General features: G+C 74.5%; 21 protein-coding genes. 12 read left to right on the top strand and 9 right to left on the bottom strand.

Annotated elements, in window-relative coordinates; all coding sequences use genetic code 11:
* Positions 1 to 43 precede the first annotated feature (43 nt).
* Together ACYVKY_RS10285 and ACYVKY_RS10290 are read left to right on the top strand one after the other, a co-directional pair.
* The gene (locus ACYVKY_RS10285) at positions 44 to 700 is read left to right on the top strand and encodes a hypothetical protein (protein WP_460434883.1); all 657 of its coding nucleotides are present in this window, start codon (positions 44 to 46) and stop codon (positions 698 to 700) included.
* Entirely contained in the window at positions 697 to 1332 is a 636-nt protein-coding gene (locus tag ACYVKY_RS10290) for a hypothetical protein (protein WP_460434884.1), read from the top strand. Before ACYVKY_RS10285 ends, ACYVKY_RS10290 begins: the two co-directional genes overlap by 4 nt.
* A 4-nt stretch (positions 1333 to 1336) precedes the next feature.
* Here the strand turns inward: ACYVKY_RS10290 and pgl are convergent, their stop codons facing one another.
* From pgl to tkt, 6 genes are read right to left on the bottom strand one after another with little or no spacing between them, the layout of a single operon-like run.
* The gene (pgl, locus tag ACYVKY_RS10295) at positions 1337 to 2092 is read right to left on the bottom strand and encodes a 6-phosphogluconolactonase (RefSeq protein ID WP_460434885.1); all 756 of its coding nucleotides are present in this window, start codon (positions 2090 to 2092) and stop codon (positions 1337 to 1339) included.
* Entirely contained in the window at positions 2089 to 3252 is a 1164-nt protein-coding gene (opcA, locus tag ACYVKY_RS10300) for a glucose-6-phosphate dehydrogenase assembly protein OpcA (protein WP_460434886.1), read from the bottom strand. The genes pgl and opcA overlap by 4 nt, the downstream gene beginning before the upstream one ends.
* Positions 3249 to 4811, bottom strand: coding sequence for a glucose-6-phosphate dehydrogenase (zwf, locus tag ACYVKY_RS10305; protein WP_460434887.1), 1563 nt, complete (start codon positions 4809 to 4811; stop codon positions 3249 to 3251). Before zwf ends, opcA begins: the two co-directional genes overlap by 4 nt.
* Positions 4808 to 6436, bottom strand: coding sequence for a glucose-6-phosphate isomerase (locus ACYVKY_RS10310; protein ID WP_460434888.1), 1629 nt, complete (start codon positions 6434 to 6436; stop codon positions 4808 to 4810). The genes zwf and ACYVKY_RS10310 overlap by 4 nt, the downstream gene beginning before the upstream one ends.
* Positions 6433 to 7623: a transaldolase gene (tal, locus tag ACYVKY_RS10315; protein WP_460434889.1), complete on the bottom strand. Its 1191-nt coding sequence runs from the start codon at positions 7621 to 7623 to the stop codon at positions 6433 to 6435. Before tal ends, ACYVKY_RS10310 begins: the two co-directional genes overlap by 4 nt.
* Positions 7624 to 7681: 58 nt before the next feature.
* On the bottom strand, positions 7682 to 9883 hold the full coding sequence (gene tkt, locus ACYVKY_RS10320) for a transketolase family protein (protein ID WP_460434890.1): 2202 nt from the start codon (positions 9881 to 9883) through the stop codon (positions 7682 to 7684).
* 179 nt (positions 9884 to 10062) lie between these two features.
* On the opposite strand from tkt, the gene ACYVKY_RS10325 reads away from it, so the two are divergent.
* Positions 10063 to 11037, top strand: a complete 975-nt coding sequence (locus tag ACYVKY_RS10325; RefSeq protein ID WP_460434891.1) for a protoheme IX farnesyltransferase — start codon at positions 10063 to 10065, stop codon at positions 11035 to 11037.
* A gap of 132 nt (positions 11038 to 11169) precedes the next feature.
* Here the strand turns inward: ACYVKY_RS10325 and ACYVKY_RS10330 are convergent, their stop codons facing one another.
* Genes ACYVKY_RS10330 through ACYVKY_RS10340 form a run of 3 tightly spaced genes read right to left on the bottom strand, consistent with a single transcriptional unit; the run spans position 11170 to position 13852 of the window.
* A complete protein-coding gene (locus ACYVKY_RS10330) occupies positions 11170 to 12138 on the bottom strand; it encodes a COX15/CtaA family protein (protein ID WP_460434892.1) in 969 nt (322 codons plus the stop codon).
* A 41-nt stretch (positions 12139 to 12179) separates the two neighbouring features.
* The gene (locus ACYVKY_RS10335; protein WP_460434893.1) at positions 12180 to 12938 is read right to left on the bottom strand and encodes an ABC-2 transporter permease; all 759 of its coding nucleotides are present in this window, start codon (positions 12936 to 12938) and stop codon (positions 12180 to 12182) included.
* Complete coding sequence (locus tag ACYVKY_RS10340; protein WP_460434894.1) at positions 12935 to 13852, bottom strand: ABC transporter ATP-binding protein; 918 nt, start codon at positions 13850 to 13852, stop codon at positions 12935 to 12937. Before ACYVKY_RS10340 ends, ACYVKY_RS10335 begins: the two co-directional genes overlap by 4 nt.
* A 115-nt stretch (positions 13853 to 13967) precedes the next feature.
* On the opposite strand from ACYVKY_RS10340, the gene ACYVKY_RS10345 reads away from it, so the two are divergent.
* The 9 genes from ACYVKY_RS10345 to ACYVKY_RS10385 all read left to right on the top strand — a co-directional run.
* Entirely contained in the window at positions 13968 to 14702 is a 735-nt protein-coding gene (locus ACYVKY_RS10345; RefSeq protein WP_460434895.1) for a helix-turn-helix transcriptional regulator, read from the top strand.
* 17 nt (positions 14703 to 14719) lie between these two features.
* Positions 14720 to 16138 carry a Fe-S cluster assembly protein SufB gene (gene sufB / locus ACYVKY_RS10350; protein WP_460435068.1) on the top strand — a complete coding sequence of 473 codons (1419 nt, stop codon included), beginning with the start codon at positions 14720 to 14722 and terminating at the stop codon, positions 16136 to 16138.
* Between the two features lie 49 nt (positions 16139 to 16187).
* Entirely contained in the window at positions 16188 to 17462 is a 1275-nt protein-coding gene (sufD, locus tag ACYVKY_RS10355; protein WP_460435069.1) for a Fe-S cluster assembly protein SufD, read from the top strand.
* Positions 17459 to 17824, top strand: coding sequence for a non-heme iron oxygenase ferredoxin subunit (locus ACYVKY_RS10360; protein WP_460434896.1), 366 nt, complete (start codon positions 17459 to 17461; stop codon positions 17822 to 17824). The genes sufD and ACYVKY_RS10360 overlap by 4 nt, the downstream gene beginning before the upstream one ends.
* Before the next feature lie 6 nt (positions 17825 to 17830).
* Positions 17831 to 18595, top strand: coding sequence for an ABC transporter ATP-binding protein (gene sufC / locus ACYVKY_RS10365; protein WP_460434897.1), 765 nt, complete (start codon positions 17831 to 17833; stop codon positions 18593 to 18595).
* Positions 18596 to 18602: 7 nt separating this feature from the next.
* Entirely contained in the window at positions 18603 to 19883 is a 1281-nt protein-coding gene (locus tag ACYVKY_RS10370) for a cysteine desulfurase (protein WP_460434898.1), read from the top strand.
* Positions 19883 to 20350 carry an iron-sulfur cluster assembly scaffold protein gene (gene sufU, locus ACYVKY_RS10375; RefSeq protein WP_460434899.1) on the top strand — a complete coding sequence of 156 codons (468 nt, stop codon included), beginning with the start codon at positions 19883 to 19885 and terminating at the stop codon, positions 20348 to 20350. The genes ACYVKY_RS10370 and sufU overlap by 1 nt, the downstream gene beginning before the upstream one ends.
* Positions 20347 to 20694 (top strand): metal-sulfur cluster assembly factor, encoded by a 348-nt coding sequence (locus ACYVKY_RS10380; RefSeq protein ID WP_460434900.1) that lies wholly within the window; start codon positions 20347 to 20349, stop codon positions 20692 to 20694. The genes sufU and ACYVKY_RS10380 overlap by 4 nt, the downstream gene beginning before the upstream one ends.
* A gap of 16 nt (positions 20695 to 20710) precedes the next feature.
* Positions 20711 to 21156 (top strand): acVLRF1 family peptidyl-tRNA hydrolase (locus tag ACYVKY_RS10385; RefSeq protein WP_460434901.1); only part of this gene is annotated, 446 nt, incomplete at its 3' end.

A 21156-nucleotide genomic window follows, 5' to 3' on the forward strand; every position in this document is an offset into this window, starting at 1 on the left:
CGACCCGTCGACGCCACCGAGGCGTCCGGACGAGGAGGACACGATGACCACCAGCTCACCGCCCGACGCCCGCCCCGCGACCGCCGCGGCGGTCGCCTCCACGCCGTCCGCGGCGGTCCTGCAGGCGGCCGGTCCGCTGCTGCTCCTCGCGTCCGAGCTGGTGGCACCCCGCCGCCCGGACGACCTGGACGCCGCGGGCGAGGCGGCCTTCACGCTCGCGCACGCCGGCCGGCTGAGCCTGTCGTCGGTGCTGGCGGTGGTCGCGGCCGCGCTGCTGGCCGCGGCGTTCGTGCGGCTCCCGCGCCTGCTGCCGGGCCGCGGGGTCGGTCTCGCCAGGGCCGCGGCGGCGACCGGCGCGCTCGGGTCGGTGGGTCTGGCCGCCTACCACGGGGCCGCGCTGCTCGCCGTCGACCTGGTGCAGGCGGACCCCGGGACGGCCGCGGCCCTCGACGCCGCCTTCACCGACGGGCTCGTCGGCCTGGCCACGCTGCTGCCCGTCATCGTCCTGGTGCCGGTCGCGGTGCTCCTGGCCGGCGAAGCAGCACGCCGCGCGCGCCGCGCGGGGTGGTGGGTCGTCGCGGTCGCGGTGGTCGCGGTCGTCGTCGACCACAGCGGGCTGGGCCTGGCCACCGCCGGGTTCGCCGTCCTCGCCGGTGTCGTCCTCGCGGTGCCCGCCCGGCGGCCGGCCGGTGCGGCGTGACCCTGCACCGGGGGGCCTGCGTGGTGCTCGCCGGTGCCGCGCTGCTGCTCGGCGGGTGCGTCCCCGGGCCGGTACCGCCACCGACGCCGCCACCGACGCCGTCCCCCACCGACGCCGTGGTCGTGGGCCAGGGCGGCCTCCCGGGGCTGGAGGTGCGGCGCGACGTGCTCGACGTGTCGGTGGCCGAGCTGGAGTCGGCGCTCGGCGCGGAGGGGGAGATGCTGCTGGCCCCGCAGTCGGCGTCGTGCGGTCTCGCCTCGCTCGAGGACGCGGGGGTCGCGGCGGTGACCGACGCCGACCAGGCGGTGCTGGCCTACGTGCTCGAGCGCGACGACGTCCGCACCGCGGAGGGCGTGGCGGTCGGCAGCAGCGTGGACGAGGTGCTGCGCACCTACGGCGACCTCGCGGTCGTGCTCGACACCGTCTCGGTCACGGGCGGTCCGGTCGTGGTGGTGCGCGACCTCCAGGATCCCGACCGGTCACCGGAGGGGACGCTCACGTACGGCTTCGACACCGACGCCGACGGCCGCGTCACCCGGGTGCGTGCCGGGCTGTGGCCGTGGACCGCGCACGCCGCGTACTGCGACGACGAGGCCCCGCGCGCGGGCGCCACCGGGTGGCCGCTCGGGTGAGGGGTCAGAGCCGCGCGGCGACCGCCTCGTCGAGCAGCCACAGCGTCGCCTCGCGGCCGCGCGGGGCCGACGCGGGGACCTCGTCGGCGACCGCGTCGTCGGCCAGGGCCCGGGAGACCGCCTCGGCCTTGTCGGCGCCCGCGGCGACGAACCAGACCTCGCGCGCGGCGCCGATCGCCGGCAGCGTCAGCGACACCCGCAGCGGCGGCGGCTTCGGCGACCCCGTCACGCCCACGACCGTCCGGTCGGTGACGCCGACCCCGGGCAGCCCGGGGAACAGCGAGGCCACGTGGCCGTCCGGGCCGACGCCCAGCAGCAGCACGTCGAACGGCGGGACCGCCGGGTCGGCGTCCTGCGCCGCGTGGACCGCGAGCTCGCGGGCGTACTGCTCGGCCGCCGCGTCGACGTGGTCGGTGGCACCGCCAGGGGCCGGCATCGCGTGCACGTTGCCCTCCGGCAGCGGCAGGTGGTCGAGCAGCGCCTCGCGCGCCTGCGTCTCGTTGCGGTCGCCGTCGCCGTCGGGCAGGTACCGCTCGTCGCCGAACCAGAGGTGCACCCTCGTCCAGTCGACCGTGCGGTGCGCCGGCGAGTCGCGCAGCGCAGCCAGCAGGGCGATGCCCAGCGAGCCACCCGTCAGCACGACGTCGGCCCGGCCGCGGGTGGCGACGGCGTCGACGACGGCGGTCACCAGCCGGGCCGCGATCGCGGCCGCCAGGGCGTCCGTGCCGCCCGGGTGCACGACGACCCGCACCCCGCTCACGACGAGGCCCGCTTCCGCGCAGCGGCCTTCTTCGGCGAGGCCTTCTTCGCCGTGGCCTTCTTCGGCGTGGCCTGCTTCGTGGCGGCGGCCTCGCGCGCCGTCCGGCCACCGCTCGGGCGGCCCTCAGCCGCCGACTCCGCCGACGGCCGCGACGAGCGGGCGAGCGTCTTGGCGGTCACCTCGCGCCGGACCGGCCGTTCCCTCGCGACGTCGGGCGTCGCCGCCTTCACCGTGGTGCGGCCGCCGTCCTTGAGCAGCGGCAGGCCGGTCGCGAGCACGTCGGCGAGCACGTCGTCGGGATCGAGGCGGCGCAGCTCCTCGGCCAGGCAGTCGTCGGTGGCGCGCCGGGCCAGGGCCACCCGCCGGGGCGGCTGGCCGGGCTGGGTCAGCGTCGCCACGTTGCCGGACGGGCGCACCAGCTCGACGTCGCCGGACGCCCGCTCGAGCCGGACGCCGACCATCCCGCCGCCCGCCGGCGTGCGCCTGCGCTGCACCGGGCACTTCAGCGCCCAGGCCAGCCAGGCGGCGAGCAGGTCCGAGCTGGGGGAGTCGGAGGCGCCGGTGACAACCGCGCGGGTGACCTGCTCGTACGGCGGCTGGTCGAGGGCGCTGGCGAGCAGCGTCCGCCAGCGGGTGATGCGCGTCCAGGCCAGGTCGGTGTCGCCCTCCTGGTGGCACGCGGCGAGCCGCTCGAGCGCGGCCGCCGGGCGCTTGGCACCGGAGGAGTCGGTGATGCGCCGCTGCGCCATCGCGCCGACCGGGTCGAGCGAGGGGTCGGTCGGCGGGTCGGACGGCCACCACGCGACGATCGGGGTGTCGGGCAGCAGCAGCGGCACGACCACCGAGTCGGGGTGCGCCGCGAGCTCGCCGTACAGCCGCAGCACGATCACCTCGCTCGCGCCGGCGTCGCCGCCGACCCGCACCTGGCCGTCGAGCCGCGAGGCACCGCGCTTGGAGCCGGCCGCCACGACCAGGACGCGGCACGGGTGCTCGCGGCTCGCGTGGTTGGCGGCCTCGACGGCCTCCTCGACGTCGTCGTCGCCGGTGACGACGACGAGGGTGAGCACGCGGCCGAGCGCGACCGCGCCACCGCTCTCGCGCAGCTCGACCATCCGCCGGTTGATCGCGGACGTGGTGGTGCCGGGCAGGTCGATGATCACGGACGCCTCCAGGTGCGACCGGTACGGGCCAGCATCGCCTCCGCCGACGGCGGTCCCCAGCTGCCGGCGTCGTAGGGCTCGGGCCGGCCCTTCGCCTCCCAGTGCCGCAGCACCGGGTCGAGGATGCGCCAGGACAGCTCGACCTCCTCGTGCCGCGGGAACAGCGGCGGGTCGCCGAGCAGCACGTCGAGGATGAGGCGCTCGTACGCCTCGGGGGACGACTCGGTGAAGGCGTGCGTGTACCCGAAGTCCATCGTCACGTCGCGCACCTCCATCGTGGCGCCCGGCACCTTGGAGCCGAACCGGATCGTGACGCCCTCGTCGGGCTGCACCCGCACCACGAGCGCGTTCTGGCCGAGCTCCTCGGTGGCGGTCGACTCGAACGGCAGGTGCGGCGCCCGCTTGAACACCACCGCGATCTCGGTGACGCGGCGCCCCAGCCGCTTGCCGGTGCGCAGGTAGAACGGGACGCCCGCCCACCGCCGGGTGTCGACGTGCAGCTCGACCGCGGCGAAGGTCTCGGTGGTGGACGAGCGGGAGATGCCGTCCTCCTCGAGGTACCCGACGACCTTCTGCCCGCCCTGCCAGCCGGCGGCGTACTGCCCGCGGGCGGTGGACGTCGACAGGTCGGCCGGCAGCCGGACCGCCGAGAGCACCTTCTCCTTCTCGGCCCGCAGGTCGGAGGCGTCGAACGAGACCGGCTCCTCCATCGCGGTCAGCGCCATCAGCTGCAGCAGGTGGTTCTGGATGACGTCGCGCGCCGCGCCGATGCCGTCGTAGTACCCCGCGCGGCCGCCGATGCCGATGTCCTCGGCCATCGTGATCTGCACGTGGTCGACGTAGTTGGCGTTCCAGACCGGCTCGTACAGCTGGTTCGCGAACCGCAGCGCCAGGATGTTCTGGACGGTCTCCTTGCCCAGGTAGTGGTCGATGCGGAAGACCGAGTCCTGCGGGAACACCGCCTCGACGACGCCGTTCAGCTCCTGCGCGCTCTTCAGGTCGTGGCCGAACGGCTTCTCGATCACCACGCGCCGCCAGGGGTCGCCCGGCGTCCCGGTGCCGCCCTCCGCCGTCCCGGCGAGACCGTGCTCGGCGAGCTGCTGGCAGACGACCGGGAACGACCCGGGCGGGACGGACAGGTAGAACGCGGTGTTGCCACCGGTGCCGCGGGCCTCGGCCAGCTCGCGGACGGTCTCGGCCAGCGCGGCGAACGCCGTGTCGTCGGAGAAGTCGCCCGGCACGAACCGGAAGCCCTCGGCGAGGGTGTTCCAGACCGACTCGCGGAACGGCGTGCGGGCGTGCTCGCGGACGGAGTCGTGCACGACCTGGGCGAAGTCCTGGTTCGCCCAGTCGCGTCGGGCGAAGCCGACCAGCGAGAAGCCCGGCGGCAGCAGGCCGCGGTTCGCCAGGTCGTAGACGGCCGGCATCAGCTTCTTGCGGGCCAGGTCGCCGGTGACCCCGAACAGCACGAGGCAGCAGGGACCGGCGATCTTCGGCAGCCGCTTGTCGCGCGGGTCGCGCAGCGGGTTGCGGTCGGCGGTGACGCGGGCGGGCGTCACGACCCGGAACCCCCCAGCAGCGCGGTGACGACCGGCAGCTGGGCGGCGCGGTCGGTGAGGTGCAGCCGCAGCACCGGACGGCCGTGGTCGGCCAGCACCTGCGCGTCGCCGGCGGCCTGCGCGGCGATCAGCGTTCCGAAGGTGAACGGCTGGTCCGGGATCTCCACGTCGTCGCCCGCGGGGGCGGAGGTCACCTGGAGGAAGACCCCCTGGAGCGGGCCGCCCTTGTGGTACTGCCCGGTGGAGTGCAGGAACCGCGGCCCCCACCCGAAGGTGACCGGGCGCCCGGTGCGCAGCGCGAGCGGCGTGCGGACCTGCGCCAGCGCGGCGTCGGCCTCGCGGTCGAGGTACGCCATCACCGCGACGTAGCCGTCACCCGCGAGCTGCGCGAGCAGCGCGTCGACGGCACCGGCGAGGTCGGTGACGCCGTCGAGCAGACCGGGGGTGCCGCGCACCTCGACGCCCTGGTCGACCAGGTCGGGATCCGACGGCTCGGGCCGGGCGTCGAGCAGGCCGCGGGCGGCCTTCTTTGCGCTCTCGACGTCGGGCTGGTCGAACGGGTCGATGCCGAGCAGGCGCCCGGCCACGGCCGTCGCGGTCTCCCACAGCAGCAGCTGCTCGCCGAGGTCCCCGGTGACCAGCACCCGGGCGGCGCCGTCGTCCGGCAGCGTCGCGCCGTCGTCGCCGAGGTGGGCGACGACGACGTCGGACGCGGGGGTGCGCGCCTCGGGCGCGTCGGCGTCGACGACGACCGGCAGGGTGCCGGTGGCGTCCTTGCCGGTCGACTCGGCGATGAGCTGCTCGGCCCAGTCGCCGAACCCGACGAGGCCGGAGCCGTCGTCGACGATCGCGACCTTGTCGCGGCGGGTGCCAGCCGCGTTCTGGGTGGCGCCGAGCACCGCGCCGAGGACCAGGGCGGGGTTGTCCGCCCCCGGACCGGACAGGCGGGGGAGCGCCGCCGCGGCGCTGTCGAGCAGCGCGCCGACGTCGGCCCCGGCCAGCCCGGACGGCACCAGGCCGAACGCCGTGAGCGCCGAGTACCGGCCGCCCACGTGCGGGTCGGCGGTGAACACCCTGCGGTACCCCGCCTCGGTCGACGCCTGCTCCAGCGGCGAGCCCGGGTCGGTGACGACGACGACGCGACGCGTGGGGTCGATGCCGGCCGCCTCGAACGCGGCCACGAACGCCCGCCGCTGCGAGTCGGTCTCGACCGTCGACCCGGACTTGCTCGACACCACCACGACGGTGCGGTCGAGGTCGGTGGACACCGCCCGGCCCACCTGGCCGGGGTCGGTGCCGTCGAGCACGACCAGCGGCACGCCGGCGGTGGCGCAGATGACCTCGGGCGCCAGCGACGACCCGCCCATGCCGCACAGCACGACCCGGTCGACGCCCTCGGCCCGCAGCTCGTCGCGCAGCGCCTCGATCTCGGCCACGAGCGGGCGCGAGGCGGTGGGCGCGTCGAGCCACCCCAGCCGGATCGAGGCCTCGCTCTCGGCGGCCTCGCCCCACAGCGTGTGGTCCTGGGCGGCCAGGCGCTGGGCCACCTCGGACGCGTCGAGCGTCGGCACCTCGCGCTCGACCGCCTCGCGGGCGGCCCCCGACGCCTGGACGGCGAGGGTCACTGCTGGGCCTCCTCGGCCGAGTCGGCGGTGGCGGCGCGGGCGAGCTCGTCGGAGACGGTGGCCTGCAGCTCCGACCAGGACTTCTGGAACTTCTCCACGCCCTCCTTCTCGAGCAGGGCGGTGACCTCGGCGTAGGAGACGCCGAGCCGCTCGAGCCGGTCCATCACGGCGTCGGAGTCGGTCTCGGTGCCCGACACCGTGTCGGCCGCCGTGCCGCCCTCGAAGCGGGCCTCCTTCTCGGTCGACTCGAGCGTGCCGCCGGGCATCGTGTTCACGACGCCGGGGGCGACCAGCTGGTCGACGTAGAGGGTCGAGGGGTAGTCGGGGTTCTTCACGCCGGTGGACGCCCACAGCGGCCGCTGCGGGTGGGCACCGTCCTGCGCGAGCACCTCCCAGCGCGGGGTCGAGAAGACCTCGGTCCAGGCGTGGTAGGCGAGCCGGGCGTTGGCCACGCCGGCCTGGCCGCGCAGCGCGAGGGCGTCGTCGGAGCCGTTCGCCTCGAGCCGCTTGTCGATCTCGCTGTCGACGCGCGAGACGAAGAAGCTCGCGACCGACTCGATCGTCGACAGGTCGCGGCCCTGCTCGCGGGCCTGCTCGAGACCGACGAGGAAGGCCTGCATCACGGCGCGGTACCGGTCCAGGCTGAAGATCAGCGTGACGTTGACGCTGATGCCGGCCGCCAGCACCTGGCTGATCGCGGGCAGGCCCTCGACCGTGGCCGGGATCTTGATGAACAGGTTCGGCCGGTCGACGGCCGCCCACAGCTTCTTGGCCGTCTCGACCGTGCCCGCCGTGTCGTGGGCGAGGCCGGGGTCGACCTCGATCGACACCCGCCCGTCGACGCCGTCGGTGCGGTCGAACACCGGTCGGAGCACGTCGCAGCCGCGCCGCACGTCCTCGGTGGTGATCTCGAAGATCGCCTCGTCGACGCTCGCGCCGCGCTCGGCGAGGGTCTGCACCTGGTCGTTGTAGCGCTCGCCGTTCGACAGCGCCGTCGCGAAGATCGTCGGGTTGGTGGTGACGCCGACGACGTGCTTGTCGTCGACGAGCCGCTGCAGGTCGCCGGACTCGATCAGCTCGCGCGACAGGTCGTCGAGCCAGATCGAGACGCCGGCGGCGCTGAGGGCCGCGAGCCGGTCGTCGGAGTGGTCGTCCTTGGCCACCTGCTGGGTGGTGCTCTCGCTCATGTCGTCTCCTCGTTCGCTCGTGGTGTGCGGGACGGCTGCGCCGCGGAGGGGAGCGCCGTCAGTGCTGGTCGCCGGTCCCGCCCTCGGTGGGCAGCCGGTGACCGGGCGCCTCGTCGCCGCGGGCCGCGGCGATCGAGTCGCGGGCGGCCTGGGCGACGGCCTCGGGGGTGAAGCCGAACTCGCGGAACAGGGTCTTGGCGTCGGCGGACGCGCCGAAGTGCTCGATCGCGATGCTGCGGCCGGCGTCGCCGACCAGCTCGCGCCAGCCCTGCGCGACCCCGGCCTCGACCGACACCCGGGCGCGGACCGACGGCGGCAGCACGCTGTTGCGGTAGTCGTCGTCCTGCTCGTCGAACCACTCGCGGCAGGGGAGCGAGACGACGCGGGTGGGGACACCCTCGGCCTGCAGCGCCTGCCGCGCCTCGAGCGCCACCGAGACCTCCGAGCCGGTGGCGAGCAGCAGCACCTGCGGGTCGCCGCCGTCGGCCTCGGCCAGCACGTAGCCGCCGCGGGCCGTGCCGGCCGCCGACGCCAGGGTGTCGCCGGCGGCGTCGCCGTCGCCGCGCTCGACCGTCGGCAGGTTCTGCCGGCTCAGCGCGATGCCGGCGGGGCGGTCGGTGTGCTCGAGGATGGTGCGCCACGCCCAGGCGGTCTCGTTCGCGTCGGCCGGGCGGACGACGTCGAGCCCGGGGATGGCGCGCAGCGACGCCAGCTGCTCGATCGGCTGGTGCGTGGGGCCGTCCTCGCCGAGCCCGATGGAGTCGTGCGTCCAGACGAAGATCGTCGGCAGCTCCATCAGCGCCGCCAGGCGCACCGCGGGCCGCATGTAGTCGCTGAAGATCAGGAAGGTGCCGCCGTAGGCGCGGGTGCCGCCGTGCAGCGTGATGCCGTTGAGGATCGACCCCATCGCGTGCTCGCGGATGCCGAAGTGCAGGGTGCGCCCGTACTCGTTGCCGGGGAACGCCTTGGTCGCCCACTGCTGCGGGACGAAGGAGGGCTCGCCCTCCATCGTGGTGTTGTTGCTCTCGGCCAGGTCGGCCGAACCGCCCCACAGCTCGGGCAGCACCGGCGCGAGCGCTGCCAGCACCTCGCCGGACGCCTTGCGGGTCGCGACCTCCTTGCCGGCCTCGAAGACCGGCAGCGCGTCGGTCCAGCCGTCCGGCAGGGTGCGGGTCGCCATCCGGTCGAGCAGGGCGGCGCCGTCGGCGTTGCCCTCGCGCCAGGCGCGGTACGACTCGTCCCACTCGCGACGGAGCGCGGCGCCGCGGTCGACGACCTCGCGGGCGTGGGCGAGGACGTCGTCGTGCACCTCGAAGGTCTGCTCCGGGTCGAAGCCCAGCACCTGCTTGACGGCCGCGAGCTCCTCGTCGCCGAGCGCCGAGCCGTGGATCTTGCCGGTGTTCTGCTTGTTCGGCGCCGGCCAGCCGATGATCGTGCGCAGCGCGATGATCGACGGCCTGCCGGTCTCGGCGCGAGCGGCCTCGAGCGCGGCGGCCAGGGCGTCGACGTCCTCGTGGTACTCGCCGCCCTCGGCGTGCTTGTCGTCGCCGCGGGCCGTCCAGTCGACCTCCTGGGTGTGCCAGCCGTACGCGCGGTAGCGGGCGAGCACGTCCTCGGTGAAGGCGATGTCGGTGTCGTCCTCGATCGAGATGTTGTTCATGTCGTAGACGACGACGAGGTTGCCGAGCTGCTGGTGGCCGGCGATCGACGAGGCCTCGGAGGTCACGCCCTCCTGGAGGTCGCCGTCGGAGGCGAGCACCCAGATGGTGTGGTCGAACGGGCTGGTGCCGGGCGCGGCGTCCGGGTCGAGCAGGCCGCGCTCGCGACGCGCCGCCATCGCCATCCCGACCGCGGACGCCAGGCCCTGGCCGAGCGGGCCGGTGGTCATCTCGACGCCGGGGGTGTGGTGGTACTCGGGGTGGCCGGGGGTCTGGGAGCCCCACGTGCGCAGCGCCTTGAGGTCGTCGAGCGAGAGGGGGTAGCCCGACAGGTACAGCTGGATGTAGAGCGTGAGGCTCGAGTGCCCGCACGACAGCACGAACCGGTCGCGTCCGACCCACTGCGGGTCGGACGGGTCGTGGCGCAGGAAGCGCTGGAAGAGCAGGTAGGCGGCCGGGGCCAGGCTCATCGCCGTGCCGGGGTGGCCGTTGCCCACCTTCTGCACGGCGTCGGCGGCCAGGACGCGCACGGTGTCGACCGCGCGCTTGTCCAGGTCGGTCCAGGTGAGGGGCTCGGACGGGGCAGGGGTCGCAGCGTTCACGTCCCAACCCTAGTCCCGGGCCCGCGACCACGCCGCTCGCGCGGTGCCGCCGCCGGACGGGGGAGCCGGGGCCGTAGGATGAGGGCGCTGCGGGCCGGTCCGCCGACCGCCACCCGCCGTCCAGCTCCCGACCCCACGACGTGCGCCGTGCCCCGGTGCGCCCCAGCGGAAGAGGCCGTGTGACCGCGCTCGACCCCACGCACCCGTCCCGTCCGTCGGGTGCGTCCGGGAGCCCGCAGGCGCCTGCGGGCCGACCGCGGCGCTCGAAGGCGGCCGCGTACGTGGCCCTCACCAAGCCGCGGGTCATCGAGCTGCTCCTGGTCACCACGGTGCCGACGATGTTCCTCGCCCAGGGCGGGTTCCCGTCGCCGTGGCTGGTCATCGCCACCCTGGTCGGCGGCACCCTCGCCGCCGGCAGCGCGAACGCGATCAACATGTACCTCGACCAGGACATCGACCGGGTCATGCAGCGCACCCAGGGCCGCCCGCTCGTCACCGGCGAGCTCACCGGCCGGCAGGCGATCGTCTTCGGCTCCGGCCTCGGCGTCGTCGCCACGCTGTGGCTCGGCCTGCTCGTCAACTGGCTGTCGGCGGCCCTCGCGCTCGGCGCGATCCTGTTCTACGTCTTCGTCTACACCCTCGGGCTGAAGCGCCGCACGCCGCAGAACATCGTCTGGGGCGGCGCGGCCGGCTGCATGCCGGTGCTCATCGGCTGGTCGGCCGTCACGAACTCGGTGTCGTGGGCGGCGGTCGTGCTGTTCGGCGTGATCTTCCTGTGGACCCCGCCGCACTACTGGCCGCTGTCGATGCGCTTCGGCGCCGACTACAGCGCCGTCGACGTCCCGATGCTCGGCGCGGTCGAGCGCCCCGAGGTCGTGGCCCGCCGCATCGTCGCCTACTCGTGGGCGATGGTGGCGTGCTCGCTGCTGCTGGTCCCGATCGCGCCCACCGGCCCGCTCTACGCGGTCGCCGCGGTGCTGCTCGGCGGCTGGTTCCTCGTCGAGTCGCACCTGCTCGCGCGCCGCTCGCGCGGCACCGGCCGCGAGGACGCCGGCGGCCGCCAGGTCGGCGCCATGCGCGTCTTCCACGTCTCCATCACGTACCTGACGCTGCTGTTCGTCGCCGTGGGTGTGGACCCGTTCGTCCGGTTCTGACGGCCTGACGCCGTCGCTCGGACGAAGGGTCGGGCGCACGGCCCCCTCGGAGGGGTCTCTGTTCCGGGTCTTCGCCGAAGGCTGCACCGTCCGACCCCCGAGAGGGGGTCCGGGCGTGCAGCCTTCCCCGCTTCAGACCTCGGTCGGGTGGCCGGCGCGCTCGCGCAGCGCGGACAGGGCCAGCGTGAGCGCCACGACCAGCAGGCTGGCGCCGAGCATGTGGACGAGCACGAGCGCCTCGGGCAGGTCGGTGGCGTACTGCACGTAGCCGACCAGGCCCTGCGCGAGCGTGACGCCGAGCAGCCAGCCGGCGCGGCGACGCGCGCGCTCGGGGGCGTGCGTGACGCGCAGGGCGACGACGAGCCCGACGACCAGGCCCACGAACAGCAGCACCGAGTCGGCGTGGAGCCACGAGATGGTGCGCGGGTCGAGGGCGAACCGGGCGGGCTCGTCGGCGTCGCCGGAGTGCGGGCCCGAGCCGGTGACGACGGTGCCGAGCACCAGCACCGCCGCGGCCACGACGACCAGCGCCGTGCCGAGCAGCAGCACCTCGCGGGGGACGACCGCCCGAGCCGGGCCGTCGGGCTGCTGCAGCCGCTGCAGGAGCAGCACCGACACCGCGATCAGCGTCATCGACACCAGGAAGTGCGCGGCGACCGTGGCAGGGTGCAGGCCGGTGAGCACCGTGACGCCGCCGAGCACCGCCTGCACGACGGTGAGCACCAGCGGCAGCGCGCCGAGCACGAGCAGCCCGCGCGGACGGCCGCGCCGCACCAGCAGCACCGTGACGACGAGCGCCGCCAGCGCGGCCAGGCCGACGACGCCGGTGAGGGTGCGGTTGCCGAACTCGATGTACTTGTGGAACCCCTCGGCCTGCTCGACGGTCGGCACGTACGAGCCGGGGACGCACTCGGGCCAGGTCGGGCAGCCGAGGCCGGAGCCGGTGAGCCGCACCAGGCCGCCGGTGACGACGATCAGCACCTGCACGACGACGTTGACCAGCAGGGCGACCCGCATCCAGCGCGTCGGCAGCGGGGTCGACGCGGACGGGGCGGGCGCCGGGTCGGTCGCCGCGGGCACGGAGGGGGTGGTGGTCGCCACCGTCCCAGGGTAGGTGCCGCCGCCGGGCTCGCCGTCGCCGGTCAGTCCCAGCGGAACCAGCGGCGCGCGGCGGCTGCGGCGACGACCGCCCAGACCGCCAGCACCACGAGGTCGCGCACGGGGAGCGCACCCTCCGCCAGGGCGGCGCGCAGGCCGTCGCCCAGGGCGCCGGACGGCAGCCACACCACGACCACCGCCAGCGGCCCGGCCGACGCCGACGGCAGCAGCACCCCGCCGCCGGCCACGAGCAGCACCCAGACCAGGTTCGCGACGGCCAGCACGCCCTCCGCGCGCACCGTGCCGCCCAGCAGCAGGCCGAGCGCCGTGAGCGCCGCGGCGCCGAGCACCAGCACCGGCAGCGCGGCGAGCAGCCCGGCCGTGGCGGGACGCCACCCGAGCGCGAGACCGGCCCCGCCGAGGACGAGGAGCTGCACGAGCAGGACGAGCACCACGGCACCGGCGCGCCCGGCCACGAGACCGCCGCGGCCGAGCGGCGTCGTCCCGAGCAGGCGCAGCACGCCGTACCGGCGGTCGAAGGCGACGGCGATCGCCTGGCTCGTGAACGCCGTCGAGAGCACGGCCACGGCGAGCACCCCCGGCACCACGACGTCGAGGCGGGTCGCCCCGGCGGGGACGTCCAGCGGGACGACCGACGTGCGCGCCAGCGCGACCAGGGCCAGCAGGGGCAGCACGAGGGTGAGCAGCAGCTGCTCGCCGTTCGCGAGCACCGCGACGGTCTCGCGGCGCACCTGCGCGGCCAGCCGCGCGGGGGCCGGTGCCGGGGTCGGGACCGCGCTCACCGCAGCTCCCGCCCGGTCAGCTCGAGGAACAGGTCCTCGAGGTCGCCGCCGCCGACCTGCAGCCCGCCGGGCATCACGCCCTGGTTCGCGCACCAGGCGGTGAGGGTGGCGAGCACCGACGGGTCGATCTCGCCGCTGACCCGCCAGCCGCCGCCGGGCTCGCCGGCGAGGGTGACGGTCTCGGGCAGGGCCCGCCGCAGCCCGGAGACGTCGATGCCGGGCGGTGTGGCGAACCGCACGCTCTGACCGCGGCCGGCGAGCAGCTCGGCGGGGGAGCCGGCGGCCAGCACCCGGCCGTGGTCGACGATGACGACGTGCGCCGCGGCCCGCGCGGCCTCGTCGAGGTCGTGGGTGGTGAGCACGACGGCGACGTCGTCGGCCACGAGGTCCTCGACCACCTCGCGCACCACGAGCCGCGCCTGCGGGTCGAGGCCGGCGGTCGGCTCGTCGAGGAACACCACCCGCGGACGTCCGACCAGCGCCGCGGCCAGCGCGAGGCGCTGGCGCTGGCCCCCGGACAGCCGGCGCACCGCCGTGCGCGCGAACGCGTCGATGCCGAGCCGGGCCGCGAGGGCGTCGACCTCGGCGAGGTGGCGGTGCAGCGCGGCCAGGTGCCGGAGCACGCCCAGCGGTCGGGCGGAGGCCAGCAGGCCGCCGTCCTGGAGCAGGCCCTCGACCGCGGCGCGGTGGCCGGGGCCGGCGCGCCACGGGTCGGTGCCGAGCACGCGGACGGTGCCGCCGTCGAGCCGGCGCAGGCCCACGGCGCACTCGACCAGGGTGGTCTTGCCGGCGCCGTTCGGGCCGAGCAGGGCCGTGACCTCGCCGGCGCGGGCGAGCAGGTCGACGCCGTCCAGGGCGGTGGTGGCGCCGTAGGTCCGGCGGGCGCCCACCACCTCGACCGCCGCCTCGACCACGGCCCCAGCGTAGGTGCGCCCCCGGCGCCCTCCGGAGGCCGGTCCGGACCGGGCCCTCGCCGGGTAAGGGTGACCTTCGTGGCGCGGCCCCGACCAATAAGTGCACGATGGTGTTGTGGAAATCGACGGCACCCGCACCCGGGTCGCCCGCCTGGTGGGCCAGGAGGGACCGATCACGGTCTCCTGCCTCGCCGAGCGGCTCGGGCTGACGCCTGCCGCCGTCCGCCGCCACCTCGACGCCATGCTCGTCGGTGGCGTGGTCGAGGCTCGCGAGATCGCCGCCGTCGGCGCCGGTCGCCGGGGAAGAGGGCGGCCCGCCAAGGCGTTCGTCCTGACGGAGGCGGGGCACACCTCGCTGTCGTCGGACTACGACGACCTCGCGGTGCAGGCGCTGCGCTTCCTGGCCGACGAGCACGGGCGCTCGGCGGTCGAGCAGTTCGCCACCCGCCGGTTCGCCGACCTCGAGCGCCGGGTCGCCCCGGCCGTCGAGGGGGCGGGGCAGGACCGCCAGGCCCGGGCCCGCGCCCTGGCCGCCGCCCTCAACGACGAGGGGTACGCCGCGAGCACCAGGCCGCTGGCCACCGGCACCGCCCAGCAGGCGGTCCAGCTCTGCCAGGGCCACTGCCCGGTGCAGCACGCGGCCGCGGAGTTCCCCGAGCTGTGCGAGGCGGAGACGAAGGTCTTCGCCCGGCTGCTCGGCACCGACGTGCGCCGCCTCGCGACGCTCGCCCACGGCGACCACGTCTGCACCACGCACGTGCCCGACCGCCAGACCGAGCAGCAGCAGCACGACCCGCAGACCGAGACCGAGACCGCACCCACCGCACAGTCCGGGAGGACCGCCCGATGAGCACCCCCACGCAGCCGATGAACGACATCGAGGCCCGCAACCCCGAGCTCGCCGGCCTCGGCACCTACGAGTACGGCTGGGCCGACTCCGACACCGCCGGCGCGACCGCTCGTCGCGGCCTGAACGAGGACGTCGTCCGCGACATCTCGGCCCGCAAGAACGAGCCCGAGTGGATGCTGAAGACCCGCCTGAAGGGCCTGAAGCTGTTCGGCAAGAAGCCGATGCCCACCTGGGGCAGCGACCTCACCGGCATCGACTTCGACAACATCAAGTACTTCGTGAAGTCGACCGAGAAGCAGGCCGCCTCGTGGGAGGACCTGCCCGAGGACATCAAGAACACCTACGACCGCCTCGGCATCCCCGAGGCCGAGAAGCAGCGCCTCGTCGCCGGTGTCGCCGCGCAGTACGAGTCCGAGGTCGTGTACCACCAGATCCAGGAGGACCTGGAGGCGCAGGGCGTCATCTTCGTCGACACCGACACCGGCCTGCGCGAGTACCCGGAGCTCTTCCAGGAGTACTTCGGCACCGTGATCCCGACCGGCGACAACAAGTTCGCCGCGCTGAACACGGCCGTCTGGTCGGGCGGCTCGTTCATCTACGTGCCGAAGGGCGTGCACGTCGAGATCCCGCTGCAGGCCTACTTCCGGATCAACACCGAGAACATGGGCCAGTTCGAGCGGACGCTGATCATCGCCGACGAGGGCTCGTACGTGCACTACGTCGAGGGCTGCACCGCGCCGATCTACAAGTCCGACTCGCTGCACTCGGCGGTCGTCGAGATCGTGGTGAAGAAGAACGCCCGGGTGCGGTACACGACCATCCAGAACTGGTCGAACAACGTCTACAACCTGGTGACCAAGCGCGCGACGGCCGAGGCCGGCGCGACCATGGAGTGGGTCGACGGCAACATCGGCTCGAAGGTGACCATGAAGTACCCGGCGATCTACCTCATGGGTGAGCACGCCAAGGGCGAGACGCTGTCGATCGCGTTCTCCGGCGAGGGCCAGCACCAGGACGCCGGCGCCAAGATGGTGCACGCGGCGCCGCACACCTCGTCGTCGATCATCAGCAAGTCGGTGGCGCGCGGCGGTGGCCGCACGTCGTACCGCGGCCTGGTGCAGGTGCTCGAGGGCGCCCACCACTCGGCCTCGACGGTGCGCTGCGACGCCCTGCTGGTCGACACGATCTCCCGGTCCGACACGTACCCCTACGTCGACGTCCGCGAGGACGACGTGTCGATGGGCCACGAGGCCACGGTCTCGAAGGTGAGCGAGGACCAGCTCTTCTACCTGATGTCGCGGGGGATGAGCGAGGACGAGGCGATGGCGATGATCGTGCGCGGGTTCATCGAGCCGATCGCCCGCGAGCTGCCGATGGAGTACGCCCTCGAGCTGAACCGCCTGATCGAGCTGCAGATGGAGGGCGCCGTCGGCTGACGCCGCCGACCGCCCCCGTCCCACCCGAGAACGACCGCAGGAGAACGCCATCACCACCCAGACCGTCCCCCAGCACGGCCTCGTCGAGCACTCGCACGGGCCGGGCTCCACCGCACCCGCGGCCTCGCGCGCCGAGCGCCGCCGCTCGTTCGACGTCGCCGACTTCCCGGTGCCCAGCGGCCGCGAGGAGGAGTGGCGCTTCACGCCGCTCGACGTCGTCACGGCCGCCCTGACCGAGGAGCCCACCGACGACCGCGGCGACGACCTCGCGGCGCGCTACGACGTCGAGGCCCCCGAGGGCGTCCGCACCGGCACGCTGGCCGCCGGGCAGGCCCCTCGCGGCACGGTGCTCGTCCCGGCCGACCGCGCGGCGGTCGTCGCGCACGCCGGCACGACCGACGCGCTGCACGTGCACGTCCCGGCCGACACCGAGCTCACCGAGCCGGTGCGCGTGCAGGTGACGGGCACGGCCGGCCGCCGCCAGAACGCCCACTACGTGGTCGAGGCCGGCCGCCACTCGCGCGCCGTCGTCGTGCTCGACCACAGCGGCTCCGGCGTGCACACCGGCAACCTCGAGGTCGTCGTCGGCGACGGCGCCGAGCTGACGGTCGTCAGCGTGCAGCAGTGGGACGACGACGCCGTGCACCTGGGGCAGCACGACGCCCGGGTGGGGCGCGACGCCCGCTACAAGCACGTCGCCGTCACCCTCGGCGGGCGCGCGGTGCGGCTCAACGTGAACGCCGCGTACGACGGGCCCGGGGGAGAGGCGACGCTGCTCGGCGTCTACTTCGCCGACGCCGGCCAGCACCTCGAGCACCGCTCGTTCGTCGACCACGAGGCGCCGCGCTGCAAGAGCGTCGTCACGTACAAGGGCGCGCTGCAGGGCGAGACCGCTCGCACCGTCTGGGTCGGCGACGTGCTGATCCGGGCCGCGGCCGAGGGCACCGACACCTACGAGCTCAACCGCAACCTGGTGCTCACCGACGGCGCCCGCGCCGACTCGGTGCCGAACCTCGAGATCGAGACCGGCGAGATCGAGGGGGCCGGGCACGCCTCGGCCACCGGCCGGTTCGACGACGAGCAGCTGTTCTACCTGCAGGCGCGGGGCATCCCGGCCGACCAGGCGCGCCGCCTGGTCGTGCGCGGCTTCTTCGCCGACGTCGTGCAGCAGATCGGCGTGCCCGACCTGCAGGAGCGGCTGATGCAGGCGATCGACGACGAGCTGGCGTTGTCGATGGGCGCGCCGGCCGGCTCGGTCGAGGCCGCGGTCGACGCCGTCGTCGGCGAGGCCACCCCGGAGGTCGCCGCGGGGGCCGACCGATGACGATGCAGCGCGCATGCTCGCTGTCCGACCTCGGGGCGGACGGCGTGTTCGGCACCGAGGTCGACAACGTGCCGGTGGCCGTCGTCCGCGACGAGGACGGCGAGCTGCACGCGGTCAACAACGTGTGCTCGCACCAGTACGTCCTGCTGAGCGAGGGCGAGGTCGACGGCTGCACCCTGGAGTGCTGGCTGCACGGCTCGCGCTTCGACCTGCGCACGGGGCAGCCGTCCGGGCTGCCCGCCACCCGCCCGATCGACGTCTACCCGCTGCGCGTGGAGGGCGACGACGTCCTCGTCGACGTGAGCGCACCCCTGACCACCACCTCGACCGGGGCCGACGGCTCCGCCGGCAAGGAGAGCTGAGAACCGATGTCCGTCCTGGAGATCAAGGACCTGCACGTCAGCGTGGCCGCCGAGGGCGACGCCACCAAGGAGATCCTCCGCGGTGTCGACCTGACCGTCCGCGCGGGCGAGACGCACGCGATCATGGGCCCGAACGGGTCCGGCAAGTCGACCCTGGCCTACTCGGTCGCGGGGCACCCGAAGTACACCGTCACGGGTGGCTCGGTGACCCTCGACGGCGAGGACGTCCTGGCCATGAGCGTCGACGAGCGCGCCCGCGCCGGCCTCTTCCTCGCCATGCAGTACCCCGTCGAGGTCCCCGGGGTCACCGTGTCGAACTTCCTGCGCACCGCCAAGACCGCGGTCGACGGCGAGGCGCCGAACCTGCGGCATTGGATCAAGGACGTCCGCACCGCGATGACCGACCTGAAGATGGACCCGGCCTTCGCCGAGCGCAACGTCAACGAGGGCTTCTCCGGCGGTGAGAAGAAGCGGCACGAGATCCTGCAGCTCGAGCTGCTGCAGCCGCGCATCGCGATCCTCGACGAGACCGACTCCGGCCTCGACGTCGACGCGCTCAAGGTCGTGTCCGAGGGCGTGAACCGGGTGCGTTCGGGCGGTGACGTCGGCGTCCTGCTCATCACGCACTACACCCGCATCCTGCGGTACATCTCGCCCGACTTCGTGCACGTCTTCGTCGACGGCCGCATCGCCGACCAGGGTGGCGCCGAGCTGGCCGACGAGCTCGAGGAGCACGGCTACGACCGCTTCCTCCCGGCGGCGAAGGCCTGATCCAGCCGTGACCCCCTCGGCCGCAGGCGGACTCGACGTCGAGCTGGTGCGCAAGGACTTCCCGATCCTCGCGCGCCGGCTCGCCGACGACCGCCGGCTGGTCTACCTCGACAGCGCCAACACCTCGCAGAAGCCGCAGGTGGTGCTCGACGCGATCCAGGACCACCTCGAGAGCCACAACGCCAACGTGGCGCGCGCGGTGCACCAGCTCGGCGCCGAGGCGACCGCAGCCTACGAGGGCGCACGCGGCGACGTCGCGACGTTCGTCGGCGCCGCGCGTCCGGAGGAGGTCGTGTTCACCAAGAACGCCTCCGAGGCGCTGAACCTCGTGGCGCGGGTGCTCGGCGACAGCCGGGGCCTGCACGGTGTCGGCGAGGGCGACGAGGTGCTCGTCACCGAGCTCGAGCACCACTCGAACCTGGTGCCGTGGCAGCAGCTGTGCGAGCGCACCGGTGCCCGGCTGCGCTGGTTCGGACTCACCGACGAGGGCCGGCTCGACCTGTCCGAGATCGACACGCTGATCACCGAGCGCACGCGCGTGGTGTCGCTCGCGTGGGTGTCGAACTCGCTCGGGACGGTGACGCCGGTCGCCGAGATCGCCCGCCGCGCCCACGAGGTCGGCGCCCTCGTGGTCGTCGACGCGTCCCAGGCGGTACCGCACCTGCCGGTCGACGTGCAGTCGCTGGGTGCCGACCTGGTCGCCTTCACCGGGCACAAGATGCTGGGGCCCACCGGCATCGGCGTGCTCTGGGGTCGCTACGACCTGCTCGCCGAGCTGCCGCCGTTCCTCGGCGGCGGCGAGATGATCGAGACCGTGACGATGGCCGGTGCCACCTACGCCGCCCCGCCGCACCGGTTCGAGGCCGGTACGCCGCCGATCGCCGAGGCGGTCGGCCTCGGCTCGGCCGCGCGCTACCTCGCCGAGCTCGGCATGGACGCCGTCGCGGCGCACGAGCAGGCCGTCACGGCCTACGCGCTGGCCGGCCTGGCCACCGTGCCCGGCCTGACCGTGATGGGACCCACCGAGGTGCGCGACGGGCTGCCGGTCGACCGCGGCGGCGCCATCTCGTTCGAGCTCGCCGGCGTGCACCCGCACGACGTCGCGCAGGTGCTCGACTCGCTCGGCATCGCGGTGCGCGCCGGCCACCACTGCGCCAAGCCCGTGCACCAGCGGTTCGGCGTGCAGTCGAGCACCCGGATGTCGTCGTACCTGTACACGACCACCGCCGAGATCGACGCCCTCGTCGACGGTCTCGGCCGGGTGCGGGCGTTCTTCGGGGTGACGTGATGGACGTCCAGCAGCTGTACCAGCAGGTCATCCTCGACCACTCCAAGGCGCCGCACGGCGCCGGTCTGCGCGAGCCGTACGCCACCGAGGTGCGGCACGTGAACCCGACCTGCGGCGACGAGATCACGCTGCGGGTCCAGGTCGACGACGGGATCGTCACCGACGTCTCGTACGAGCCGCTCGGCTGCTCGATCTCGGTCGCGTCCGCCTCGGTCATGGCCGAGACCGTCACCGGGCAGCCCGTCGACGACGCCCTGCAGGCATACGACCGCGTGCTCGAGCTGTTGCAGAGCAAGGGGCAGGGCGAGCCCGACCCCGAGGTGCTCGGCGACGCCGTCGCCTTCGCCGGGGTCGCCCGCTTCCCCGCCCGGGTCAAGTGCGCGCTGCTCGGCTGGGCGGCGATGCGCGACGCCGTCCTCACGACGACCACGAGCGACTCCACCACCACCACGGAGGTCCACCGATGAGCACCACCGCCGAGAGCAGCCCGGCCCAGCCGACGCCGGCCAACGCCGCCGACGTCGAGGAGGCGATGCGCGACGTCGTCGACCCCGAGCTGGGCATCAACGTCGTCGACCTCGGCCTGGTGTACGGCGTCACCGTCGACCAGCACAACCACGCCGTGCTCGACATGACGCTCACGTCCGCGGCCTGCCCGCTCACCGACGTGATCGAGGACCAGACCGCCCAGGCCCTCGACGGGCTCGTCACCGGCCACCGGATCAACTGGGTCTGGATGCCGCCGTGGGGCCCCGACAAGATCACCGACGACGGCAAGGAGATGCTGCGCGCGCTCGGCTTCAACGTCTGAGCACGACCGGCACCCCGTGACCGGCACCCACCGGCTCCTCGAGGTCGACGCCCACCGCCTGCCGCGCTGGGTCGCCGGCTTCGGCGACCGCCACGGCGCCGTCACCGCCTCGACCGAGGGCGAGACCCTGCGGCTCGAGGCGGCCGACGGCGCCGTCGCCGTCCTCGGGGCGCCCTTCGGCGGCACCCCGCCCGCCGACCTCGACGCCGGCACGGCCTGGCTCGTCGAGCAGACCTCGCGCGAGCGCGCCGCGGCCGTCCTGCTGGTGCGGCGAGGCGGGTACGCGGTCGGCACGGCCACCGGCGGCGACCTGACCGCGCACAAGGTGGGCAGCCGCTACGTGCAGGGCCGCACGGCCGCGGGTGGCTGGTCCCAGCAGCGCTTCGCCCGGCGTCGCGCCGGCCAGGCGGCCGGCATCGGCGACGCCGTCGTCGACGCCGGCGTCGCCACCTGGTCGCAGAC

It is taken from the genome of Angustibacter speluncae (assembly GCF_054777815.1).

What these genes read in the sequence shown, in the direction of transcription:
- tal (WP_460434889.1), bottom strand. Translation starts at nt 7,623, where the DNA reads ATGAGCGAGAGCACCACCCAGCAGGTGGCCAAGGACGACCACTCCGAC.
- ACYVKY_RS10360 (WP_460434896.1), top strand. Translation starts at nt 17,459, where the DNA reads ATGACGATGCAGCGCGCATGCTCGCTGTCCGACCTCGGGGCGGACGGC.
- ACYVKY_RS10285 (WP_460434883.1), top strand. Translation starts at nt 44, where the DNA reads ATGACCACCAGCTCACCGCCCGACGCCCGCCCCGCGACCGCCGCGGCG.
- sufU (WP_460434899.1), top strand. Translation starts at nt 19,883, where the DNA reads ATGGACGTCCAGCAGCTGTACCAGCAGGTCATCCTCGACCACTCCAAG.
- sufB (WP_460435068.1), top strand. Translation starts at nt 14,720, where the DNA reads ATGAACGACATCGAGGCCCGCAACCCCGAGCTCGCCGGCCTCGGCACC.
- sufC (WP_460434897.1), top strand. Translation starts at nt 17,831, where the DNA reads ATGTCCGTCCTGGAGATCAAGGACCTGCACGTCAGCGTGGCCGCCGAG.
- ACYVKY_RS10380 (WP_460434900.1), top strand. Translation starts at nt 20,347, where the DNA reads ATGAGCACCACCGCCGAGAGCAGCCCGGCCCAGCCGACGCCGGCCAAC.